Here is a 21,273-nt window from a genome sequence, read left to right as displayed (position 1 = left end):
ATAGAGAAATCGAGAAAGAATTCAGATAATTTCACACGATTTATGATTCACACATAAAGACGTGGCAATCGGCTCGTGAATTGGCAAACGATCTCATAGTTGATCGTCCCAAGATATGAGGCGAGTTCATCAATGGCGACGTTTCCACCGACAAGGGTCACGTCCGTCCCTACAGGAAACTCCTTTGGAAGTCGGATCATGAAGCGGTCCATACAGACGCGTCCCACGATCGGACAACGAATCCCATTGACCTCCACTTCAAATCCGCTCGCCTTTCGTAACCAGCCGTCCGCATATCCGACCGGAACGGTACCAATCCATTCATCGGCTGACGTTGTATACGTCGCGCCGTAACTGATTGTCTGACCTGCCTCTAGCCGCTTCACCTGCATGAGCTGACTTTTTAGCGTGAAGGCCGGGCGCAGGAACGAATAGAACGTCTCCATCTCACGTGACGGATATAACCCATAGAGCGCGATGCCGACACGAACCAGATTATAAGGAACATCTCGTCCGGCCATTCGGATGGCCCCGGCCGAGTTCGACGTATGGATATAGCGGAACCGCTCGTGGAGACCATCCATCAAACGCTCGAACCGCTCTTGCTGTGTATAATACAGATTGCTATCGAGCTCATCCGCCGTTGCGAAGTGGGTATAGATTCCTTCCACCACAAACGAATCGGTCGCTTCTTCAAGTAAGGCATCCAACTGTTCACGGGTACGAAGTCCGAGGCGTCCCATCCCGGTATCGACTTTGATATGAACCGTCAACGGCTTTTCTTCTATATATGGAGCTGCCTCTCGTAACCATTCGGCAGAAAATACGGACAACGTGATCCCCTGTTCTGCCGCCACTCCGGCATATTCAGGGAATTGCGCTTCCATGACGAGAATCGGTGCTTCGATTCCCGCATCGCGGAGTTCGAGCGCTTCCTCGAGTAACGCGACCCCGAGCATCGTCGCTCCGTTCTCCAGGGCGATCTTCGCCACTTCGATGGCCCCATGTCCGTAGGCATTCGCTTTGACGACCGCCATGAGGTCCTGCGGAATCCGTCTCGTTAATTCTTTTATATTATGGACGATGGACGCCCGATCAATCTCGATTCGACTAGGACGAAACATGATGTCCCTCCTCTTCTAAGATGACTTGTGCGATGGCGTATGTTTGACTATGGCTGATGCTGACATGGATTTTCCCCGCAAACGGCGCGGTCATGACAGGTCGACCCGTCTCATCCGGTAAAATTTCAATATGACGCCAGGATAACCCGTGTGCGATGCCAGTCCCGATTGCCTTGGCGTAAGCTTCTTTCGCGGCAAAGCGACCCGAGACAAACTCGATTTGACGCGGGAGCGGATACTGTTGAGACAGTTCATATTCCGCATCGGTGAGCAGCCGTTTTAAAAAACGTGGTTGTTTCATCGAGCGAGCCATCCGATCAAGCTCGACGATATCGACTCCGATTCCTACAATCACAGGACACTCGCTCCTTTCCTTTTTTCCCCGTTTCCTTATACAATTGAGGAAAGAGGTGATGTTATGTTTAGTCGTACGGAAAATGTTCAAACGTTTGTACGGGCATATCCACTCGTAACGCTGTTCATTGTAATCCAACTCCTTGTGTTTGTCATCGATTCTTTCGCTCCTGGTTTACGAATCGTGGCGACGGGAGGGTCGTTCCATTTGGCACTCGCGGACGGACAATGGTACCGCTTGGTCACGGCCAACTTCATTCATTTGAGTCTCGGTCACTTGCTGTTCAACTCGTTCGCACTGATCATCTTCGGACCGGCGATGGAACGAATGGTCGGACACGTGAAATTTGCCTTGTTTTATGTATTCGCTGGAGCGCTCGCCAACCTGCTCACGTATTTCACTGTCAGTAACTTGTTTTATCTACAAGCCGGGGCGTCAGGCGCCATCTTGGCCATTCTCGGATTCTACGTATTCATCGGTCGTTTCCGTCGCACGTTGATGTACAGCCAAGATGCCCGCTTGGTCTACATCTTCGTCGCTATCAGTGCCGTTTTCACATTGATTGGTTCGAACGTTTCCCTTTGGGGACATGTGTACGGGTTCTTGGCCGGATTCTTACTTGCCATCCCACTCTCACGTTTCACCGTCCCGTATACGCGCCCGATGCGCTACGGGAAGTATAAGCAACGTTCGTACACGCCCCCTGTCATTCATTCCGGGGACGGAAAGTGGTTTTTCTACATCATCATCGGACTGGCCATCTTCGGATTATTGGCACAGTTCTTATAAAGAAGGTACGAAAAATGGCCAAGCGAAATCGCTTGGCCATTTGATTAGATTTGATTTTTATGACGAGCCTCTTGAAGCGCATCCACTAAGTCTTTCACGTCTTCGACGAGGTTTTGAATCGTATCTTGGTTTTCTTCGTAAAGCGATTTCCATTCCATGACACGGTCTTTCAAGTTGCCTTTCGATGACGCTTGTAGACCGACCGCATGTGCCTCAGTCGACGTATTCGATGATTTCAACTTCGACTTGATGCCTTTCAGTTGTCTCACTTGTTGATCGCGCGTTTCGCTATGGAGAAGTGATGCTGCTGCGCCGATTACCGCACCCGCAGCCATCCCCAACCAGAAATAATTCTTGTTCATAAAAATCCTCCCCTAACATGACGTTATCTTTTATTATAGATTATCTGACTCACTGACGACATAGTGTTTTATGACGGGACCTGCACCGCGCTGTTCGACCGCTCGCTTCAAGCGGTCTTCAAGGATTGCATAGTCCGCTGTATCACGAAAGTGTTTCCCACCAGACGTGAACTGAATAAAGACGACGGCATGATTATCATCCGGGTCGACACCTAATCGGTATGCCGAAAACCCATCATGACTGACACCGAGTGGCGCCTTTTCCGTCAACAAGTGGTGAAACAACAGGGAGCGGGCATTCTCATCTGCCGGAACGTTTGCGTATAAAATGTTCCCTTTTTTCACGAATTCGCCCGACGCCTCTTCAATTTCAAACACTTTACCGCTCTTGAACGGAGACTTCTCTCCTTCTGCGAGCAAAATCGTTTCGTGTCCATTCGCCGCGATGACGCCTGGCTCCTTTCGAAGACGCTCCGCCACGCTGCCTGACGCAAAAGTCATATAGAGCTTAGACAAGTTCCTCACACCCTTTCGCGAGTGTGATGTCTTTCTCCGTAATGCCCCCTTCGTCATGGGTCGAGACGGTCAATGTCACGTTCCGATATTCAATCAAGATGTTCGGATGATGATCGAGCGATTCAGCCAAATCTGCTACAAGATGCACGAACTGAATGGCCTCCGGAAATGTTTCCAGCCGATACGTCTTTTGAATCTCCCCGTTCACTTCTTCCCAACCGTTCAACCGTGACAGTTCCTCTGTCAATTCACTTTGCGATAATACCATCGTCACAATCCCCTTTCCCTATACAGTCTACTGTCTTAATCTACCCAAACCGAAGAAAAATAATCTTCCGTGCATGATGTATAATGAATTAGAATGAGATGGACAGCCATCATTTTCATTACGAGAGAGGAGCATCTCCCATGCGCGCATTGATTGTTATTGATTATACATTTGATTTTATCGCAGACAGTGGTCGTTTGACTTGTGGGAAACCCGGGCAAGAGATTGAAGAACGGATCGTCGAATTGATTGGGACATTCGCAACGGATGACTATGTCGTCATCGCGAACGACGTCCATGATGCAGGTGACACGTTCCACCCTGAAACGACGTTGTTCCCACCGCACAATATCCGCGGGACAGAGGGCCGTGAGTTGTACGGTTCTGTGAAGGAAGCTGCGAAACAGGCAGACCACTGGATTGATAAGACACGTTATAGTGCCTTTGCCGGAACTGACCTTGACCTGCGTCTTCGGGAACGCGGAATCACAGAAGTTCATCTCGTCGGTGTCTGCACGGATATTTGTGTACTCCATACAGCCGTAGATGCCTACAACCTCGGTTATCAAATCGTCGTCCATGCCGATGCCGTTCAAAGCTTCAACCCGGTCGGCCATGAATGGGCGCTCGAACATTTCGTCACAACACTCGGTGCGACAGTCGTCGGAAAGTGACGTAAAACAGAAAGGAAATCATATGTTACATCGTAATTTAGCCCTTCACACAGATCTTTATCTTCCACGTTGGATGTATATTTACTGGAAGCAAGGTCGCCATAATGAAAAGGTCGTCTTCGACCTTTACTATCGCTCGAATCCATTTAGTGGTGGTTATGTCGTCTTCGCCGGACTCGAGAATATCGTTCACTACTTAGAGAACGTCTCCTTTACGGAGGCGGACATCACCTATTTGAAAGAGCAACTCGGATTCGAAGATGAATTCGAAGACGTCTTACGGAACTTTAAGTTCACTGGTTCACTATATAGTGTTCGCGAAGGAGAAGTCATCTTCCCACATGAACAAGTCGTTCGGATTGAATCGACCATCTTTGAAGCGAAGCTGTTCCAAACGGCGCTACTCAATATCGCGAACCACGAATCACTCATTGCCACGAAGTATGCACGCATTCGTCAGGCTGCTCCGAACGAGACACTCCTTGAAGGAGGAGCTCGTCGCGCGCAAGGTGTCGATGCGGCTTACTACGGAACACGTGCGGCTTACATCGCTGGTTTCGACGTGACAAGTCTCGTGTCAGCCGGTCGTGACTTTGATGTCCCGACAGGAGGAACGATGGAGCATGCCGACATTCAGTTCCACGATGATGAATTGAGCGCATTCCGTTCGTTCGCTGAGATGTACCCGGACAACACAAGCCTTCTCATCGATACGTATGACACACTCAAGTCTGGTCTGCCGAACGCGATTACGGTCGCAAAAGAGCTCGAGGCGAAGGGCCATCGTCTCAAGTCAGTACGACTCGACTCTGGGGACCTCGCCTACTTGTCGAAGCGTGCCCGGAAGGCGTTGAATGAAGCAGGGCTCGACTACGTCAAAATCGTCGTCTCTGGGGATTTGGATGAGTATGTCATCCAGGACTTACGGATGCAAGGCGCAGAGGCCGATACGTTCCTCGTTGGGACACGCGGCATCACGGCTTACGAGCAGCCGGCACTCGGGATGGTCTATAAGCTCGTCGCGCGTGAGGATGAATCTGGTGAATTAAAGCCGGTCATCAAAGTATCTTCTTCCAAGGTGAAGACGACGACTCCTCACAAGAAAGAGTTGTATCGCATCATCGACAACGAAACGAAAAAGTTCAAAGGCGACTATATCGCCCTCGCCGATGAACCGGTCGAATCGTACACCGAGATCGACTTGATTGACGTCCGTGACCCGGCCTTCAAGATCAAGACACGTAACTTCAACGTGAAACGTTTGTTACAACCAATCTTCCTTGATGGGAAACGCGTATACGACCTTCCAAGCACAAGTGAGATTCGTGCATATCATCACGAGCAGATGAACGGATTGTGGGAAGAGTACAAGCGTCTCCGTTTACCAGAAGTGTATTCGGTGACGTTCAGCAAGTCACTATGGGATTTAAAACTCGATATGATTCGCAAAACGCGGGTACCAAAATAAAAAAAACGGCTGTGGGTGCATACCCACAGCCGTTTTTTTATACCATTGTCATCTCGCCTGCTTGGCTTTGATCTTCTTTTCTCCGAAAGTAAAGCGCCATCGACAAAGAGAGCAATATCAAGACAAAATAGACGGTCCGTTGCCAAAACGTCGCTTCGGTGTCTCCTTGGAACAACGCAATGATATAATCGCTCCCACTGACTAAAAACAATCCGGCAAGCAAGAGAAAAATCCGATAGCCGGCCCGACTCCGCTCCCGTTTCACTTTGAAGAAAAGGACACCATAATAGACGATTGCGAGAATCGTCACATACCCGATTACGCCAACAACCCAACTCATCTTGATGCCTCCCTCACTCTCTATTTTTCTGTTTCTTCCCCGTTATCTTAACACATTCTATTCCTCAGACTGTGTTAAGATGGTCTAAAGAAAACGCGGAAAGGAACGATCCCATGAAAACGTTTCGCCTCGTCCAAGTCCGACTCGTCCAAGACGAATACGGCAATGAACTGAATTTACCGATCGATTTACTCGATGGGTTAATCATCTCGAAGGAGCACGATTCAGAATGGCTCCTCGAAATGCTCGTGCCGACCGAGTCGGCTGTCACGCTCCATCATTACTTAAACAAACGCATCCTCATCCTCGCTGAAGCCGTCATCACGTCGCCAACGAACGCCCCGGCTGCGCTCGCACTGACGTTCACGAGCGAGAGGGCCTTGAACGACCATCATACGTTCGTCGCTGAAGGACTCATGTTGATGCCGAAACAAGACGCGACGAAGCAAGTACTCGATTCGTTGATCCAAGATGGCGTCGCCACCTCGAATTTAAAGCCCGCCTTCTTCGAGAAAAAAGTCGAAATGCAACAATCGTTCAGTCGCTCCGCTTTCAATCAATTGGTCAAAACCGGGTCATTTGAATAATCGGATGACCTGTTTTTCTTTCCCCAAAACCATTCACCTTTCAAACTAAAAAGACGGAGAAACATCTCCGCCTCACACGTAGATAAAGAATAGGATGATCATCATCGTCATCCCGATCACTTTTAAGAGCGTGCTGCCGAGAAAGGCGAGAACGGTGCCGACGCCGATGCTCCACGCTTCACGTGTCGTCTTCCCGAGTGTCAACTCCGCCAAGAAAGCGAAGATGAACGGGAAAATCAAAACCCCGACGAGCGGGAAAATAAACGGCCCTGCAATCAAGCCGATTGTCGCGCCCCATTTCGCACGCTCCGAGCCGCCTCGCTTATCCACTGTAGCCCGCGTGACGACATAGTCGACCCCGAACAAGAAGATGAGGAAGACCGTTTGCCATACCCAGAATGTCCAAGTCAACGGTTCAAATGAAAAACCGAATCCATAAATCATGTATCCGATGAACAAGAACAAGACACTCGGGATGACTGGATAGATGAGTCCTGCAAAAGCGACCACGAATGATGCGATAATGAATACCCATAGTAAGGTCGTCATGACATTCTCCTCATTTCATAATGGTCGGATCGGTGATATGGTCAGCCACGTTGACCGCCTTCACTTCAAACCGACCTTGTTGATGGGTGATATAGTTCGAGCAGGCGTTTCGCATGGCGTGACGGAACGTATATGCCCCATCGATGGCAGAAAGCGCCGCTTTGATTGCATGAGAATGGCAGACGACAATGATGCGTTTGCCAGAATACGTATCCACCAAATGATTCATTCCTTCTAAGACCCGTGTACGCATCTCGTCTTCCGTTTCGAGACCCGGAATCTGATTCTGGTCATCCGCTTGAACCGCCTCGTAAATCCCTTTCACGGGTTGCCCGGATGCCGCTCCGAATTCACGTTCAATGAAACGCTCATCTAGCAGAATCGCTTTATGTTCGATGCCACAGGCTGTCGCAATGGCTTGCGCGGTGTGAACCGCACGTGACAAGGGACTCGAGACGATGACGTCCCACTTCTCCTGACTCAAAAAAGCTGCACTCTCCTCTGCCTGTTGACGTCCGAGTGCATTCAACGGGTTATCTTCACGCCCTTGAATAATTTCTAAACGGTTCCAATCGGTCTGACCGTGTCTGACTAAACATAACTCTGTCACTACTTCCACTCCTTACTCTTTCAATCATCCCCCATCGTACCATCTTCCCTAAAAATCGCAACGTCATCCGAGACATTCTTCAATAAAACGATTGATTCTGGCCATGAGTTGCTCTTCTTTGATTGGATTATCCGATTGAAGGAAGCTCGCCAGCGAGTGGGTTCCATTCGGAAAGGAGATGAGTTGAACGTTCGCGCCGACGTCACTCGCATGTTCGACGAAGTGAAGCGCTTGGCCGAACGGGACAATCGGATCTTTCTTCCCGTGTAGCAGTAAAATCGGCGGGGCATCGGCATATAGATGGGAGACCGGGGAGCATTTTACCATCAACTCACGCCATTCCTCACGGCTTCCTTCATAGAACTTTAAGTGAGCGAGCCACGTCTGGATAAATTTGAACAATAAAAAGTTTGTCGGTGGATACAAGGCGATGACCCCTTTGATGGTCGGGAGGTCGTCTCCCAAATCGCCCGCAAATTGTCGATGACGATCGAGCGCAGCCGCAAGCATGAGCGCGGCGCCTGCTGAGTCCCCCCAAACGAGTAGTTGACTTGTATCTAGCGTCAACAGCGATTCATGTTGTTTCAAATAGCACAGGGCATCAGAAACATCAAAAATATTGTCAGGGAAGTACACCCCGTCTTCAAATAGACGGTAATCGATGCTGACGACCGCGATCCCTTTCCCCAAAAAGTGGTCGAGCAACGGATGAAACAGGGTCACCATACTCCGATTCCCTCTGACGAACGCTCCCCCATGAGCATATACCGCCACCGGGAAGGGTCCCTCCCCAGGGGGGAGATACAAATCAAATTGGAGCGGACGATCGTGAACAATTTTATACGTGTACGTGTGGCGCCGGCGTGTTGTCGGTTGAATCGGCAACTTGGGTTCTTGCCATCTGACAAGGGACCCGTACTGACTCCACACGCTAGCCCCGGCTGCCGTCGCCGCAGCAATCGCCGCGCCCCCGACAAACCAGGCAGTCTCCTTTCTCATACAATCCACTCCTCGTTCCTTTTTTTAATCATATTCCCGCTTTTTTCAAAAATCTATCCATCAGAAGTCGGACTTGACGTGCTCCAAAGGTCACACTATAATATTACTCGCAGTCATAAAACGTAACAGTTACGATTTAATATTCAGATAACTTGAAAGGTGGAAGATGGAAGATGAAGAAAACTTGGTTAGGCGCAGTCGTAGCCGGTACGCTTTTACTTGGTGCGTGTGGAAATACCGAAGGAGATAACGCATCTGAATCGACAGATGGTCAACTGACCGTCTTCGCTTCAACGTTTGCATTAAAATCATTAGCCGAAGAAATCGGTGGCGACCGCGTCCACGTGGAGATGGTCATTCCACCTGGGGCTGATCCGCATACGTATGAGCCAACTTCAAAGCAAATGACACAAATCGCAGAAGCCGACCTCTTTTTGACGATTGGTCATGACCTTGAACCTTACGTCGAGTCTATGGAGAAGAGTTTAGAGGGTCAGAACGTCGCCTTCGTCAAAACAGCCGAGAACGTGAAGTTACTCGATGCGGCGGATACCGTCCATGTCCATGAAGAAGAAGGACATGCTGAAGACGAAGGGCATTCTGAGGACGAGCATGCTAACGAAGAAGCATCACATTCGGAAGATGAGCATGACCACGGAAAGTATGACCCTCACGTTTGGCTCGATCCAACGAATGCTGTATCGATGGCAGAAGCGGTCGAAGCCGCATTCAGTGAGGAAGCACCCGACTATAAGGATGAGTTCGCAGAACGATTAAGCACCTTCAAAGACGAAGCGAACGCCCTCGATGCGGAATTGAAGGCAGCGGTCGAGAACGGTTCGAAATCCGAGTTACTTGTAACGCATGCCGCATACGGCTATTTGGCTGAACGCTATGGTTTCGATCAGTTGCCGATTGCCGGACTTACACCGTCTGAAGAGCCGTCACAACAAGCTCTCAAACGGATCATCGAGGAAGCCCGTCTCCATGACTTGAACTATATCGCATTTGAAGACACGGTCACACCAAAAGTGGCCGAAGTCGTGAAACAAGAGATCGGCGCAGAGAGCGTGACGATCTATAACTTGGAATCGGTCACGAAAGAACAGATGGACAAGAGCTACTTCGACTTGATGCGTGAAAACGTCAAGGCACTTGAGACAGCGTTGAAATAATCAAAATCCCGAAACGAATCAACTCGTTTCGGGATTTTTTTATACTTCTATTCGTCGGTCTAACATCTTCATCGTGACAAGAAGCAGGAGCAGTAGCGATACGATGACGCTCATCATCCAGAAGTCCCCGTCCATGAAGAATGATCGTGTCCACTCTCCTGTACTCAGTCCTAACCACGCTTGACTGACACCAACGCCAATCAGTGCGATTGCACCAAAACGAACCCATGTCATCTGTGGAACGAATCGTTTGCTGACCACATAACTATTCAATACTAAAAGACCGACATACGCGATAAGAAGGACGTTCCAAACTGTATCGAATAGCACCGGTGCCACCCCTCCCGTCACAGCATACCCCCACGTCATGAAGAATACGATGAATGAGATGAGTGTGATGCGATAAAGCGGCTTGATTTTCGTTTGATACGCAAGAAACGGATTGATGAGTATCCCGAGCCAGATGAGTGTGCCGAACACATCCATGAGCAAATCCCCTTTATACCATTTATTAACAGTATACCACGGGAATTCACTTTCATTCATAATAAATCAAGACGAGTTCTTCCTGGGACGAAGCGATCTCACAAAACTGTTGCAACCGGGTCCAATCTTCCCAAATCATCTCGAATTCATCTTTTGCAACGAATGCCATGTCTTTCACATCATCTCGCCCGAACGCATGCAACGTATCTTTGACGATATGAAGTAACTGCGGGGTCAAGATACCGACCACGACCGCCTGCGCCTCATTGACAATCAACTCTTCGCCGACGAGCGCCATTTCCATGTTATACGTGTCGGCCCCGTCGATATATACCTCGATTTGACTAAGTACGCGTTGAAACGGTTCCACATTCGGAAGCGTCAGCGTATCGTCCCGATCCCGATATTGCTCATGCATATGAATCAACCAGTCTAAAATCATCTCCGGATCCTGATTAAATGACACCCAAACTTCTGGGGAAACACGTACATAATGCGTCGTCTCCATACATGAACGCCCCCTTTTTATGACATTACCCGTCTTATATGTGTAAAAAAACCGCCTACTTGAATTCGTAGACGGTTCCTTATATCAAGAACGACTTGTTCCTGTTTGTTGTTCCTCTGTTTCGCTTTCCCAAGCTTCGATGTATTCACGACCAGGAAGATTTTCAACCGAGTCGACATAGAAAACTGGGTCTTCTCCTTCGCGTCGCTGTGCCAAGTAGTCATCGAGAACGGCGCGAGCCACTTTCGCCAAGCGGAAGATGGCATACAAGTTCACGAGTGCCATGAGACCCATGAACACGTCAGCAATCGACCAAACAAGGCCGGCAGAGCGGACTGCACCAAACAAGACCATGCCGACAACACCGATGCGATAGAGCGTGACATAGATTTTCTTATCCGAGATGAACTGGATGTTCGTCTCACCGTAGTAATAGTTTCCAAGAATCGAACTGAACGCAAATAGGAAAATCGCAATCGTCAAGAACGATGTAGCGACCGAACCGATTTCTGCTGTCAACGCGGCTTGCGTCAATTCGACACCCGCGAAAGACTTTGAACCGGCTACGCCTGAAATCAAGATGATCATCGCTGTCGATGTACAAACGAACAATGTATCGACAAATACGCTAAACGATTGAATCAGTCCTTGTTTGACAGGGTGCGATACTTCCGCTGTCGCAGCGGCGTTCGGTGCAGAACCCATACCCGCTTCGTTCGAGAAGAGACCTCGACGAATCCCTTGAAGTACCATGGCGCCGATCGCTCCTCCGAAGAGTTGCTCAATTCCGAGGACTCCTTCTGAGAAGATGAGGTTGAAGACGTCTGGTAGAAGGGAAACGTTCGTCACCATAATCCAAATCGCGAGTAAGATGTAGCCACCTGCCATGACCGGTACGATGATACTCGACAAGAGTGCGATCGATTGGATCCCACCGAAAACGACAATTGCCGTCACAATCGCGAGGACGACCCCAACGACTGTTGTGCTGATCCCGAACTGGTTACTCACGGAGAGTGAGATCGTATTCGACTGTACCGAGTTGAACGCGAATCCGAATGAGAACGTGATTAAAATCGCGAACAAGACACCTAGCCAGCGTTGACCGAGCGCACGCTCCATATAGTAGGCAGGTCCCCCACGCCATGTGCGTCCATCACGAATCTTGTACACTTGTGCCAACGTACTTTCGACGAATGCAGATGCTGCCCCAATCAACGCAATGAGCCACATCCAGAAAACTGCTCCTGGGCCACCTAGCGCAATCGCTGTCGCCACACCGGCAATGTTACCCGTCCCTACACGAGCTGCCGTTCCGATTGCGAAAGCTTGGAACGAAGACACTTGGCCTTTTTCACGTGCTGTGCCCTCTTTGAACAAGAGGCGGAACATTTCAGGAATCATGCGGAACTGAACGAAGCCCATACGAACTGTAAAATAAAGACCTAAAGCAACAAGTACAACGATGAGCACTTGCGACCACAACAAATCGTTCGCTTGCGAAACGAGTTTCTCTACCAATTTCTCCATACTAATCCTCCATCACTCTAAAAATCTCAATAGAAAAAGTCATGTCAACTTTCTTAACATGAATTGAATTATAGGTAAATTATACGAAAATTGCAATATTAATTCGTTTTTCAATATCACCTCGACTCTTTCTAAAAGCAAAAAACGAGCCGGGGAGCGCATCGCAATCCGACTCGTTTTCTATTCCGTTTAGATAAAGAGGTTTAGGTTACCGCCTTCTGCTGCGCCGAGATACGCTGCCACACCACCAAGGTCGACCCCATCAATCAACTCTTCTTCTTTGATCCCCATGACATCCATTGACATCGTGCAAGCTACCATTTTCACGCCCGCTTCTTGCGCCGACTTGATCATTTCTTCGACAGAAGGAACGTTCTTATCGCTCATGACTTTCTTCATCATTTTTTGACCGACACCACCGAAGTTCATGTTCGAAAGTGGAAGTTCGCCGGCATGCCCTGGCATCATCATGCCGAACATTTTCTCAAGACCTTGCTTTTTCACTTCCGGCGCGTCCGGTTTGCGGATGACGTTGAGTCCCCAGAATGTGAAGAACATCGTCACGTCTTTCCCCATGGCGGCAGCACCTTGCGCAATGATGAGGGATGCGAGTGCGCGATCGAGGTCTCCGCTGAAGACGACCATTGATGCACCGTCTCCTGCTGGTGCGCCCGCTTGTGGTACAGCCGGACCTTGTCCTTTTTGAAGGATGGCTTCAACGCGTCCGTTCACGAATTGTTTCGAGACGAGTTTGTTTCCTGTCTTCTTCGCCCATGCTTCGATGTCTGCGAAGAATCCTGGGTCACTCGCGAGCACGCGGAGCGTTTCGCCTTCTCCGAGTTCTGCGACTTTCTTATTTACTTCTAAAATAGGTCCCGGGCATTGTAGACCACATGTGTCTAACACGACCGCTTCCCCGATTGGTGCATTTGTCATTTGTGTTGGCTCCTCTTCTACAACGGTAGCCGCTGTTTCATTTGATGTGTTCGCTTCTTCAAGCGCCTCGAAATCACGATTGATTTGCGACCACGTCTTGTAGCCACCGCTCAAGTTTTTCACCTTGAAGCCGTTTTGACGTAAGATGCGTGATGCGAGATAGCCACGAAGACCGACTTGGCACGTCACGTAAATGGTTTCATTCCGGTCGTAGTTGTCCAAGTTTTCTCGTAATGAGTTGAGTGGTACATTGATCGACCCTGGAATCTTTCCGAGTTCATGCTCGGATTCATCTCGAACGTCTAATAACGTCGCTCCATTTTCCACGAGCTCATCGATTTCATCCCAATGCACGACTTCATTGTCACCGTGGACGACGTTCGACGCGACATACCCGATCATATTGACCGGATCTTTCGCCGAGCTGAACGGTGGTGCGTAACTGAGCTCAAGGTCAGGTAGATCGAGGACTGTCAAACCGCCCTTCATCGCCGTCGCAATGACGTCGATGCGTTTGTCGACTCCATTGATCCCAACGCCTTGCGCACCGTAAATCTCACCCGTTGTCGGATGGAACAAGAGTTTGAGTGACACCGGCGTCGATCCTGGATAATAACCCGCATGCGAACCGGGATGTACATGTACAGCCTCATACGTCTTACCAGCCGCCTTCAACCGTTTTTCATTCCATCCTGTCGATGCGACCGTCATATCAAACACTTTGGCGATTCCCGTTCCCATCGTTCCGTTATATTTCACGTCACGACCGTTAATGATATCGGCAACGAGACGGCCTTGACGGTTCGCTGGCCATGCGAGTGGCACGACAGTTGGCTCTTGGAAGACATAGTCGAGTACTTCGACCGCGTCCCCGATCGCGTAAATCGACGGGTCAGATGTCATCATTTTTTCGTTTACTCGGATTGCCCCGCGCGTACCTGTTTCAAGTCCTGCTTCACGCGCAATCGTCGACTCTGGTGTAACCCCGATCGACATGATGACCATATCTGTATCGATGACACGACCGCTCGTCAAATGCACCTTCTTCCCTTTTTCAGAGAATGAAGAAACACCATCAGACAATTGAAGCTCGACGCCGTGAAGACGTAAGTGTTCATGGATCGGCGCCACCATCTCACGATCGAGTGGTGTCATGACTTGGTCTGCCATCTCGACGAGCGTCACCTCAACGCCACGCTCACGTAAGTTTTCTGCCATCTCGATCCCGATAAAGCCTCCACCAATCACGGTCGCATGCTTCGGCGCCTTGTCATCGACGTAGCCACGGATTTTATCTGTATCCGGAATGTTGCGAAGCGTGAAGATGTCTTCTGCCTCGTCGATTCCAGGGATGTTTGGACGAATCGGTTTCGCTCCCGGTGACAAGATGAGGACGTCGTATGACTCGTCATACGTTTCGCCTGTTTGGACGTGTTTCACCGTCACCGTTTTCTCGTCACGGTTGATTTTGACGACTTCCGTCAAATTGCGGATATCGAGTTGGAAACGCTTGTTCATCCCTTCAACGGTTTGAACGAGGAGTTTTTGACGGTCTTGGATAACGTCCCCGATATAATATGGAAGACCACAGTTCGCGAACGAGATGTACTCTCCACGGTCGAACATGACGATGTGATCCTCTTCATTCAAACGACGGAGTCGTGCAGCTGCAGATGCACCACCTGCCACCCCACCGACGATTACGATTTTTTTACTCATTGTCCATTTCCTCCTCTGACGACTTCTCCTGGCCAACTCATCAAGCCATCTTCTATATTGACCACTTTATAGCCTTTCGCCTCCATTTGCCAAGTCGCTTGCGTGCTACGCGCACCTGAGCGGCAAAGAACGACATATTCTTCAGCTGGATCGAGCGTGTCGATCCACTCTGTCATTTCGGATAACGGATAGTTTTTCGCGCCTTCAATATGTGCTTCTTGAAACTCGTCACGTTCTCGGACGTCGACGATATTTACAGGCACTTCAAAGTCCATTTGACGTTTTAAAGCGGATGCTTTCATCGTTGATCTACCTTTCTTTTTTCAATTCAATTTATACCATTCGGCTTGGTTGCTGGCGTTCAACAAGTTTGTGATTTGTTGAACATTTCGCTTCCGCGTCATTAATATACCCCCTTAGGTATTTAATTGCAAGAAATAAGTTTGACGAAATGTCGAATTTTTCAACATCATCCATTTGGATAGTTGATGCTCGACACATACTCCCCCATGTATTAAGATGAGCCTACACAATAAATAGTTGGGTAACTGAACAATTTTTCCTATAGAGGTGAATGATATGGAACCGTATGTATACGATGCAAAAGTATTGAATCGCATGAAACGAGTGGAAGGACAAATTCGTGCCATCATCCGGATGATGGAGGAAGGAAAAGAATGTCGCGATGTCGTGACGCAATTAAGTGCCGCACGTTCCGCACTCGATCGCGCTTCGACTATCATTGTGGCTAAGAACTTGGAACAATGTATCATCACCGCTCAAGCAGATGGCGAAGATACGTCCGAAACGGTGGAAGAAGCCATTAAAATGTTGATGAAACGCTAGTTCCCCTTGCTTTCCCTGTCCAAATGGGAGAAAGTTAGAGTAACGACTTACTAAGGGGGATTTCCTTGTGAACTTCGAAGAAAAAGTAGAATCATTTAGAGCGCTCGCCGCTGAACGTAACATGACGTTCAAAGAGAGCGACACTGAAACGCACGTCACGTTCTTGACGCGTGAAACAACAAAATCCGGGGCTCAGCCCGTTATGATTATCGCTTTTAACAAAAAGACGACAGATGCTGAGTTGTACGCTGCTACCGTCACGCACGTCCCAGATTACGTAGAAGATTTACCGATTCTTAATGCCTTGAACGAGTTCAACCAGGAGTTCAAATACTTCCGTTGTGTACTCGACAGCGATCGCGATGTCACACTCGCCTCGACACTCGACCTCGACCTCGGTTTCTCACCAGAGATCATCTTGCAACATTCATTCATGATGTTCCAAGCGGCCGACGAAGTGAACGAGTACATGCAGAAGTTGTATACGCAAGTCCAATAACAAACAGCCGCCCCGGACGAATCCAGGGCGGCTGTTTTTGAATCATTCTTTCGAGCGGACTCGTATAAGGAGAAAAAGGAGGAATTGCTGATGATGACACGTTACACCCATTACCTCGAAGCACTCGAAGGAATCAGGGGGGCGACAAAATGGTTCACTGACGATTTCCGACGTTTGATGGCAATCAACTACGCCATGCACGATGCCCCGTTCGATTCGAAACGGTTCGAACACGCTCAAGCGGTTCTGAAACAAAAGACCGGCATGTTCTCAAAATTTCGCGGCAGCAATAATTTCGTCTGGCTGTCGTTTCTCGACGCCAAGTATGAAGACATCGAACCGGCCATCGACGAGGTACTCCGGCTCGACACGTTGCTCGACCGAAAGCACTTCCGCTTCAGTATGTTACGGCCCTTTATCGCGAGCCAACTGATTAACGTTGATGAGCCCGAACGCCGACTCGACGAGGCGAGCGCACTCTATCAGACGTTCAAACGAAATCATCCTTGGCTGACGAGTGAAGAAGACCTGTTGTCCGCCCTCGTTCTCGTTCAAGCGTTCGATGACCACGATGCGTTGAGTCAACGGATTGAGACGTATTATGAAGCGTTGAAAGCACAGCTCCCCCGCTCGAACGAACTCCAACTCGTCTCGCACTTATTCGCCTTTAGTGAGTTATCACCAGATGAGGTCGTCACCCGCTTCTTGGATTGGCACAACTGGCTAAAAAAACAATCCATCGCCGTCAAAAATGAACATCTGCCACCGCTCGCCCTGTTGGCCATCGTCGCGGTCCCGAACGACAATGACGAACGCGACCTGATTGACATCACGAACGCGGAGAAGGAAAAACATCGCTGGTTCCACACACACGCGTTGACCGTCGCCTTGCAACTCGTCGCGGCAAACAACATCAAGGAAGACGCGAGCGATTTACTGTTGCACGGCACGTTCGCGCATTTGCTCGCCATGCAACAAGCTGCGACGGCTGCCGCAACCGTGGCCATCATCTCGAGCACCGCTTCAAGCGACTAAAAAAAGAAGGGTTCCCCCTTCTTAAGAAAATAAATACCAGCTGAGACACCCGAGCACGAACACCGAATTGGCAATTTCGACGATCCCGATCTTCATGATAGGGATCTTTTTACCGTAGAAGACAACCGCTCGGATTAGGCTTGGTGCGTAAGCGAGCGTGAGTAACGGATACCCAAGGACGATGAAAACGGCGACGAGCAAGCCGTGATATCCCCAAGACAGATTGCGATACGACACACTCTTCTTCTCTCGAATCATCGTCTTGACGAAAAAGATACTCCCGAGGAAATAGAGGTACGGCAAGACGAATACCCACACCATCGTCGCGTCGAGCGTACGCGCGCCTAGGTAATAGCTCGCCATCCCACCGATGCAAAACGAGGTGACGGCGCTGACGTCATTCCAGACGTTGCGCTCGTCCTTGATTTTGGCGAAATAGGCGTTCACCAAACCAAACGGAATCATCGCGAGGACGAACCAGACGAGACGCCATTCGGACAGAAACACCGGGATGGCGGCGACGGTGGCAATCGTCAAATACGTGATGACCGTGCGCAACATCTGCTGCGATTTTTTCCGTTGCTTGATGAATTGGAACAAGAAAAATGTGCCCATATAGACGAACAGCCAGGCGATGGCGAACGGGATGTGCGCGAGTGTCCAGCCGCCGACAATGCCGCCGAGTAAGAACGGTAAGATGAGCATCGACCAAGCGCCGTGTTGTTTTGGAATCATCCATTTCATGTGACTCCCTCCTTCTACGTTCAGTGTAGAAGAAAGACGGCTATAAAACTGTGATAAATTTTACAAAACAAAAAACGATCTCAGGCGAGATCGTTTTTTGGTGAAAGTTTGGGTTTGATGACCGCCGGCTTGGTATGTTCAACCACGTCGTCCGCCAACATCTTCGTGACGACCCGACCTGCGATCGAGACCGCGACGAGCGTATACAGTGCATTCGACAATGGTAAATAGATGAGCGAGATCGCCAAGACGATGACATCAAACGTGATGAGAATCGTACCGACCGACACGCCTGTCCATTTCGATAGACCTAAGGCGAATAAATCATCGCCTCCGGTCGCCCCGCCTGACTTCAAGACAAGACCGAGACCATATCCGGTCACAATCCCACTCGCGATGGCAGCGAACAACGTCGCTGGCCATACTTGAATCTCAAACGTGAGCAAGTCGAGACGGTCCCACATCGCATAACTAAGCGACAAGGACGAAGCGGCTAGTACCGCTTGCCCGACAAAACGCCATCCTTTCCACCATACAGCGACGATAAAAAATGGGATGTCGAGCACGATCATCGAAATCGCCGGGTCGATATCAAATAAATAACGACCGAGTAGCGATAAACCGACGAACCCGCCTTCCGCCAAACCAAACTGTTCATTCAAATAATAATAACCGAACGCCATGATCAGCGTTCCGAGCACTATGGTAGCAACTCGTTTCATTCCGATTGTCCTCCCCGTTCTTGACGGAGAGGAGGATCCTCAGTCGTAGCTGCGGTTCCATCTGTTCCATCTCCGATCTTCCGTTTGTTGATTGATACACGTGTAAGCGATCAGTCAACGCTAGAAGTCCGGAAGTTGGAACAGAGGCCATGTCCTCTCGGTATCCATAAAGACCTTCCTTTCTCAAATTGCGCGTAATCTTGTACGTAGTTTACCACACATTTTGATTCAGTTCATGAATTTTACCTTTAGTGCATGTTACGTTTCGGTAAATCTTTCTTTCCGAACCACCACCAGTTCCAATCCCCGAACAGTTTCATGAGAGACGGAACGAGCAGGATCCGGATGATGGTCGCATCAATGAAGATGGCGAGCGCAATCCCCACGCCGAGCTGTTTGATCGGGCTCACACCCGTGAAGGCGAACGCACCCGTCACGACGATCATAATGATGGCGGCTGAAGTGATGATTTTACTCGTCTTCGCAAGCCCCATCTCCGTCGCATAGTCATTGTCGCCTGTCTCGCGGTAATATTCCTCGATTCGCGAAACAAGAAATACCTCATAGTCCATCGACAATCCAAAGACGAGTGAGAAGATGAACACCGGTGTCAAAATACTGATTGTTTCTGCATCGTACACATAACCTGATTCAAAAATGATGACGAGTAAACCGAACGTCGCCCCAAGACCAAGCACGTTCATGAGAATCGCCTTGATTGGAATCAAGATGGATCGGAACGCCCACATGAGGATGAAGAAGGTTGCCAAGATGACGGTGATGACCGCATAGGGAATGCTGTCATAAATCTCATCATAAATCTCTTCATTGAAGGCTGCCGGTCCGCCGACTTCAAACCCTTTGTCTCGCCAATCGCGTACGAATGCTTGCGCTTCTTTATCGCTCGGAGGTACGTCGAAGCTGACATTCACGAGCGCCAAATCTGTATTCCCATCAAGGGTCACAAGTCGCTCAAGCGGGGCGAGTTGTTCGGGCGCCGCTTCGACGAGTTGCGTAAACGTCTCAGGGGTCAATCCGGATGTCGTTAAGAAAGTCGAGACGTTATCGACAATATCGACCTCGTTTAACTCATCTGTGAGACTCGTCAATTCCTCTAAAATCATCGGATCGGTCAAATCGTTCGCTTCGAATAAAAGGACCGCATCGGTCGAGTTATCCCCAAACACATCGTCCCACCGTTCGAGCGCCGCTCGTGATTCATAGGAAGTCGGGAGCGCATCGGCGTCCGGAATGTTCAACTCTAGGTCGCGCACGAACCAAAGACTCGGGAGTAGAATCAACAAAGCAATGAGCGTCATCGTCACCGGACGTCTCATCACGAAGCGAGCAAGCTTTTGCCAGCGCTTTTCAGATTTCGTCTCATCTGTCTTGATGATTCGTCCTTTATTTAAGGCGTCACCGACTAAGTAAAGTGATGATGGCAACAGAGTCAGTGCAGATAGCACGGCCCCCGCGACGGCAATGAGCGCACCGAGCGCGACCGCTTGGAAGACATCCACCTGAATAAAGAGTAGACCGGCCAACCCGACAAAGACACATAGACCTGAAAAGAGAATCGAGCGTCCCGCCGTCGCTACCGTCCGGACAATCGCCTCTTCTCTCGATTGCCCGCGCATCAACTCTTCACGGTAACGGTTGACGAGTAACAGTGAAAAATCAATCCCAAGCGCAATCGCAATCATGGCGACGGCATTGAGAACAAAGATAGATAATTCCATGTTTTGTGCAAAAAAGAATAGAGATCCCGCTGCCACAATAAAGGTAATCAACCCGACAAGTAACGGCATGAGCGCGGCGAGCGGTGTGCCGAAAACAAGCAACAACACGAGAAGCGCGACCGGAATCCCAATCAACTCCGCTCGAATCAAGTCATTTTTCGAAGCTTCGTTTAAGTCATCCGCAAAGACCGGTTCTCCCGTCAAGCGGACTTCGGTATCCGTATCAACGATGAGCGCGTCTCGGACGGCATCGATTGAGGATTCCGCCGCATCATAATCTTCGAATTCCAGCACGAAATAGGACACATCCCCTGAACGCGCGTCCGGATTCTCCGCCGGGGTAATCACGCCGTCAATTGAAGGAGTCGCATCAAAGCGGTCTTGTTGTTCGTCCATGACCGCCTCCAGATTTCCTCCTTCAAATAAGACGATCATTGAAGCACCTGCTCGATCAAATCGTTCATTTAACGTATCTTCTACCTGTTGGAAACGTCCGTCTTGAATGGCAAATCCGTTTCCTCTCAACTCACCCGGGAGCTGTAGCCCGAAATAAACTGAACCCGCGAGTAAAATCGCCCATATGAGTAATACGCCATACCGAAAACGAACCAACTGCCTACCTAACCATTCCATTGATGTCACTCCTCCCTGTCTATCCATCTACTTCCCGTTTCTCGATTCATTCATCATCAC

The 21,273-nt window shown here is 49.5% G+C and carries 25 protein-coding genes; 8 read left to right on the top strand and 17 right to left on the bottom strand.

The window, feature by feature from the left end:
• Positions 1-47 precede the first annotated feature (47 nt).
• Positions 48-1,124, bottom strand: a complete 1,077-nt coding sequence (gene alr, locus KNO68_RS10955; protein WP_215112485.1) for an alanine racemase — start codon at positions 1,122-1,124, stop codon at positions 48-50.
• Positions 1,111-1,479 carry a holo-ACP synthase gene (acpS, locus tag KNO68_RS10950; protein WP_031424460.1) on the bottom strand — a complete coding sequence of 123 codons (369 nt, stop codon included), beginning with the start codon at positions 1,477-1,479 and terminating at the stop codon, positions 1,111-1,113. The genes alr and acpS overlap by 14 nt, the downstream gene beginning before the upstream one ends.
• 63 nt (positions 1,480-1,542) lie before the next feature.
• On the opposite strand from acpS, the gene KNO68_RS10945 reads away from it, so the two are divergent.
• Positions 1,543-2,268 carry a rhomboid family intramembrane serine protease gene (locus tag KNO68_RS10945; RefSeq protein ID WP_078146156.1) on the top strand — a complete coding sequence of 242 codons (726 nt, stop codon included), beginning with the start codon at positions 1,543-1,545 and terminating at the stop codon, positions 2,266-2,268.
• Positions 2,269-2,312: 44 nt separating this feature from the next.
• Here the strand turns inward: KNO68_RS10945 and KNO68_RS10940 are convergent, their stop codons facing one another.
• From KNO68_RS10940 to KNO68_RS10930, 3 genes are read right to left on the bottom strand one after another with little or no spacing between them, the layout of a single operon-like run.
• Positions 2,313-2,630: a hypothetical protein gene (locus tag KNO68_RS10940; protein ID WP_015880545.1), complete on the bottom strand. Its 318-nt coding sequence runs from the start codon at positions 2,628-2,630 to the stop codon at positions 2,313-2,315.
• Positions 2,631-2,663: 33 nt separating this feature from the next.
• Positions 2,664-3,146 carry a hypothetical protein gene (locus tag KNO68_RS10935; protein WP_230235411.1) on the bottom strand — a complete coding sequence of 161 codons (483 nt, stop codon included), beginning with the start codon at positions 3,144-3,146 and terminating at the stop codon, positions 2,664-2,666.
• Positions 3,139-3,414: a 4a-hydroxytetrahydrobiopterin dehydratase gene (locus KNO68_RS10930; protein ID WP_078146155.1), complete on the bottom strand. Its 276-nt coding sequence runs from the start codon at positions 3,412-3,414 to the stop codon at positions 3,139-3,141. The genes KNO68_RS10935 and KNO68_RS10930 overlap by 8 nt, the downstream gene beginning before the upstream one ends.
• A 140-nt stretch (positions 3,415-3,554) precedes the next feature.
• Here KNO68_RS10930 and KNO68_RS10925 point away from each other — a divergent pair, with 140 nt between their 5' ends.
• Positions 3,555-4,088 carry a cysteine hydrolase family protein gene (locus tag KNO68_RS10925; RefSeq protein ID WP_074034877.1) on the top strand — a complete coding sequence of 178 codons (534 nt, stop codon included), beginning with the start codon at positions 3,555-3,557 and terminating at the stop codon, positions 4,086-4,088.
• A 22-nt stretch (positions 4,089-4,110) separates the two neighbouring features.
• The gene (locus KNO68_RS10920; RefSeq protein ID WP_215112484.1) at positions 4,111-5,556 is read left to right on the top strand and encodes a nicotinate phosphoribosyltransferase; all 1,446 of its coding nucleotides are present in this window, start codon (positions 4,111-4,113) and stop codon (positions 5,554-5,556) included.
• A gap of 37 nt (positions 5,557-5,593) precedes the next feature.
• Here the strand turns inward: KNO68_RS10920 and KNO68_RS10915 are convergent, their stop codons facing one another.
• Positions 5,594-5,896, bottom strand: a complete 303-nt coding sequence (locus KNO68_RS10915) for a 7TM diverse intracellular signaling domain-containing protein (RefSeq protein WP_031424443.1) — start codon at positions 5,894-5,896, stop codon at positions 5,594-5,596.
• A gap of 113 nt (positions 5,897-6,009) precedes the next feature.
• Here KNO68_RS10915 and KNO68_RS10910 point away from each other — a divergent pair, with 113 nt between their 5' ends.
• Positions 6,010-6,483 (top strand): YwpF-like family protein, encoded by a 474-nt coding sequence (locus KNO68_RS10910; RefSeq protein ID WP_031424441.1) that lies wholly within the window; start codon positions 6,010-6,012, stop codon positions 6,481-6,483.
• A 72-nt stretch (positions 6,484-6,555) separates the two neighbouring features.
• On the opposite strand, the gene KNO68_RS10905 is transcribed toward KNO68_RS10910, so the two are convergent.
• From KNO68_RS10905 to KNO68_RS10895, 3 genes are all read right to left on the bottom strand, one after another.
• Entirely contained in the window at positions 6,556-7,032 is a 477-nt protein-coding gene (locus KNO68_RS10905; protein ID WP_214731346.1) for a DUF456 domain-containing protein, read from the bottom strand.
• Positions 7,033-7,042: 10 nt separating this feature from the next.
• Positions 7,043-7,642 (bottom strand): histidine phosphatase family protein, encoded by a 600-nt coding sequence (locus KNO68_RS10900; protein WP_078146152.1) that lies wholly within the window; start codon positions 7,640-7,642, stop codon positions 7,043-7,045.
• 63 nt (positions 7,643-7,705) lie between these two features.
• A complete protein-coding gene (locus tag KNO68_RS10895; protein WP_078146151.1) occupies positions 7,706-8,641 on the bottom strand; it encodes an alpha/beta hydrolase in 936 nt (311 codons plus the stop codon).
• Positions 8,642-8,814: 173 nt separating this feature from the next.
• On the opposite strand from KNO68_RS10895, the gene KNO68_RS10890 reads away from it, so the two are divergent.
• Positions 8,815-9,816 (top strand): metal ABC transporter solute-binding protein, Zn/Mn family, encoded by a 1,002-nt coding sequence (locus KNO68_RS10890; RefSeq protein ID WP_078146150.1) that lies wholly within the window; start codon positions 8,815-8,817, stop codon positions 9,814-9,816.
• 39 nt (positions 9,817-9,855) lie between these two features.
• On the opposite strand, the gene KNO68_RS10885 is transcribed toward KNO68_RS10890, so the two are convergent.
• From KNO68_RS10885 to KNO68_RS10865, 5 genes are all read right to left on the bottom strand, one after another.
• The gene (locus tag KNO68_RS10885; RefSeq protein WP_215112483.1) at positions 9,856-10,302 is read right to left on the bottom strand and encodes a hypothetical protein; all 447 of its coding nucleotides are present in this window, start codon (positions 10,300-10,302) and stop codon (positions 9,856-9,858) included.
• A 52-nt stretch (positions 10,303-10,354) separates the two neighbouring features.
• Positions 10,355-10,810, bottom strand: coding sequence for a hypothetical protein (locus tag KNO68_RS10880; RefSeq protein WP_031424431.1), 456 nt, complete (start codon positions 10,808-10,810; stop codon positions 10,355-10,357).
• Between the two features lie 84 nt (positions 10,811-10,894).
• Complete coding sequence (locus KNO68_RS10875) at positions 10,895-12,340, bottom strand: alanine/glycine:cation symporter family protein (RefSeq protein WP_215112482.1); 1,446 nt, start codon at positions 12,338-12,340, stop codon at positions 10,895-10,897.
• Between the two features lie 189 nt (positions 12,341-12,529).
• Positions 12,530-14,995, bottom strand: coding sequence for a CoA-disulfide reductase (locus KNO68_RS10870; RefSeq protein ID WP_215112481.1), 2,466 nt, complete (start codon positions 14,993-14,995; stop codon positions 12,530-12,532).
• The gene (locus KNO68_RS10865; RefSeq protein ID WP_015880530.1) at positions 14,992-15,297 is read right to left on the bottom strand and encodes a rhodanese-like domain-containing protein; all 306 of its coding nucleotides are present in this window, start codon (positions 15,295-15,297) and stop codon (positions 14,992-14,994) included. Before KNO68_RS10865 ends, KNO68_RS10870 begins: the two co-directional genes overlap by 4 nt.
• A 277-nt stretch (positions 15,298-15,574) precedes the next feature.
• Between KNO68_RS10865 and KNO68_RS10860 the strand changes: the two genes are divergently transcribed.
• From KNO68_RS10860 to KNO68_RS10850, 3 genes are all read left to right on the top strand, one after another.
• Positions 15,575-15,841, top strand: a complete 267-nt coding sequence (locus tag KNO68_RS10860) for a metal-sensitive transcriptional regulator (protein WP_015880529.1) — start codon at positions 15,575-15,577, stop codon at positions 15,839-15,841.
• Between the two features lie 67 nt (positions 15,842-15,908).
• Positions 15,909-16,340: a type III secretion system chaperone family protein gene (locus KNO68_RS10855; protein WP_015880528.1), complete on the top strand. Its 432-nt coding sequence runs from the start codon at positions 15,909-15,911 to the stop codon at positions 16,338-16,340.
• 90 nt (positions 16,341-16,430) lie between these two features.
• A complete protein-coding gene (locus KNO68_RS10850; protein WP_240499775.1) occupies positions 16,431-17,375 on the top strand; it encodes a DUF4003 family protein in 945 nt (314 codons plus the stop codon).
• A 21-nt stretch (positions 17,376-17,396) separates the two neighbouring features.
• Here the strand turns inward: KNO68_RS10850 and KNO68_RS10845 are convergent, their stop codons facing one another.
• From KNO68_RS10845 to KNO68_RS10835, 3 genes are all read right to left on the bottom strand, one after another.
• Positions 17,397-18,119 carry a YwiC-like family protein gene (locus KNO68_RS10845; protein WP_215112480.1) on the bottom strand — a complete coding sequence of 241 codons (723 nt, stop codon included), beginning with the start codon at positions 18,117-18,119 and terminating at the stop codon, positions 17,397-17,399.
• Between the two features lie 80 nt (positions 18,120-18,199).
• Positions 18,200-18,841: a YitT family protein gene (locus KNO68_RS10840; protein ID WP_078146144.1), complete on the bottom strand. Its 642-nt coding sequence runs from the start codon at positions 18,839-18,841 to the stop codon at positions 18,200-18,202.
• A gap of 248 nt (positions 18,842-19,089) precedes the next feature.
• A complete protein-coding gene (locus KNO68_RS10835; RefSeq protein ID WP_214873687.1) occupies positions 19,090-21,213 on the bottom strand; it encodes an MMPL family transporter in 2,124 nt (707 codons plus the stop codon).
• Between the last annotated feature and the right edge of the window lie 60 nt (positions 21,214-21,273).

It is taken from the genome of Exiguobacterium sp. s75, from assembly GCF_018617145.1.
In the GTDB taxonomy this organism is placed as follows: domain Bacteria; phylum Bacillota; class Bacilli; order Exiguobacteriales; family Exiguobacteriaceae; genus Exiguobacterium; species Exiguobacterium profundum.
This window is presented reverse-complemented; position numbering and strand designations above follow the sequence as displayed.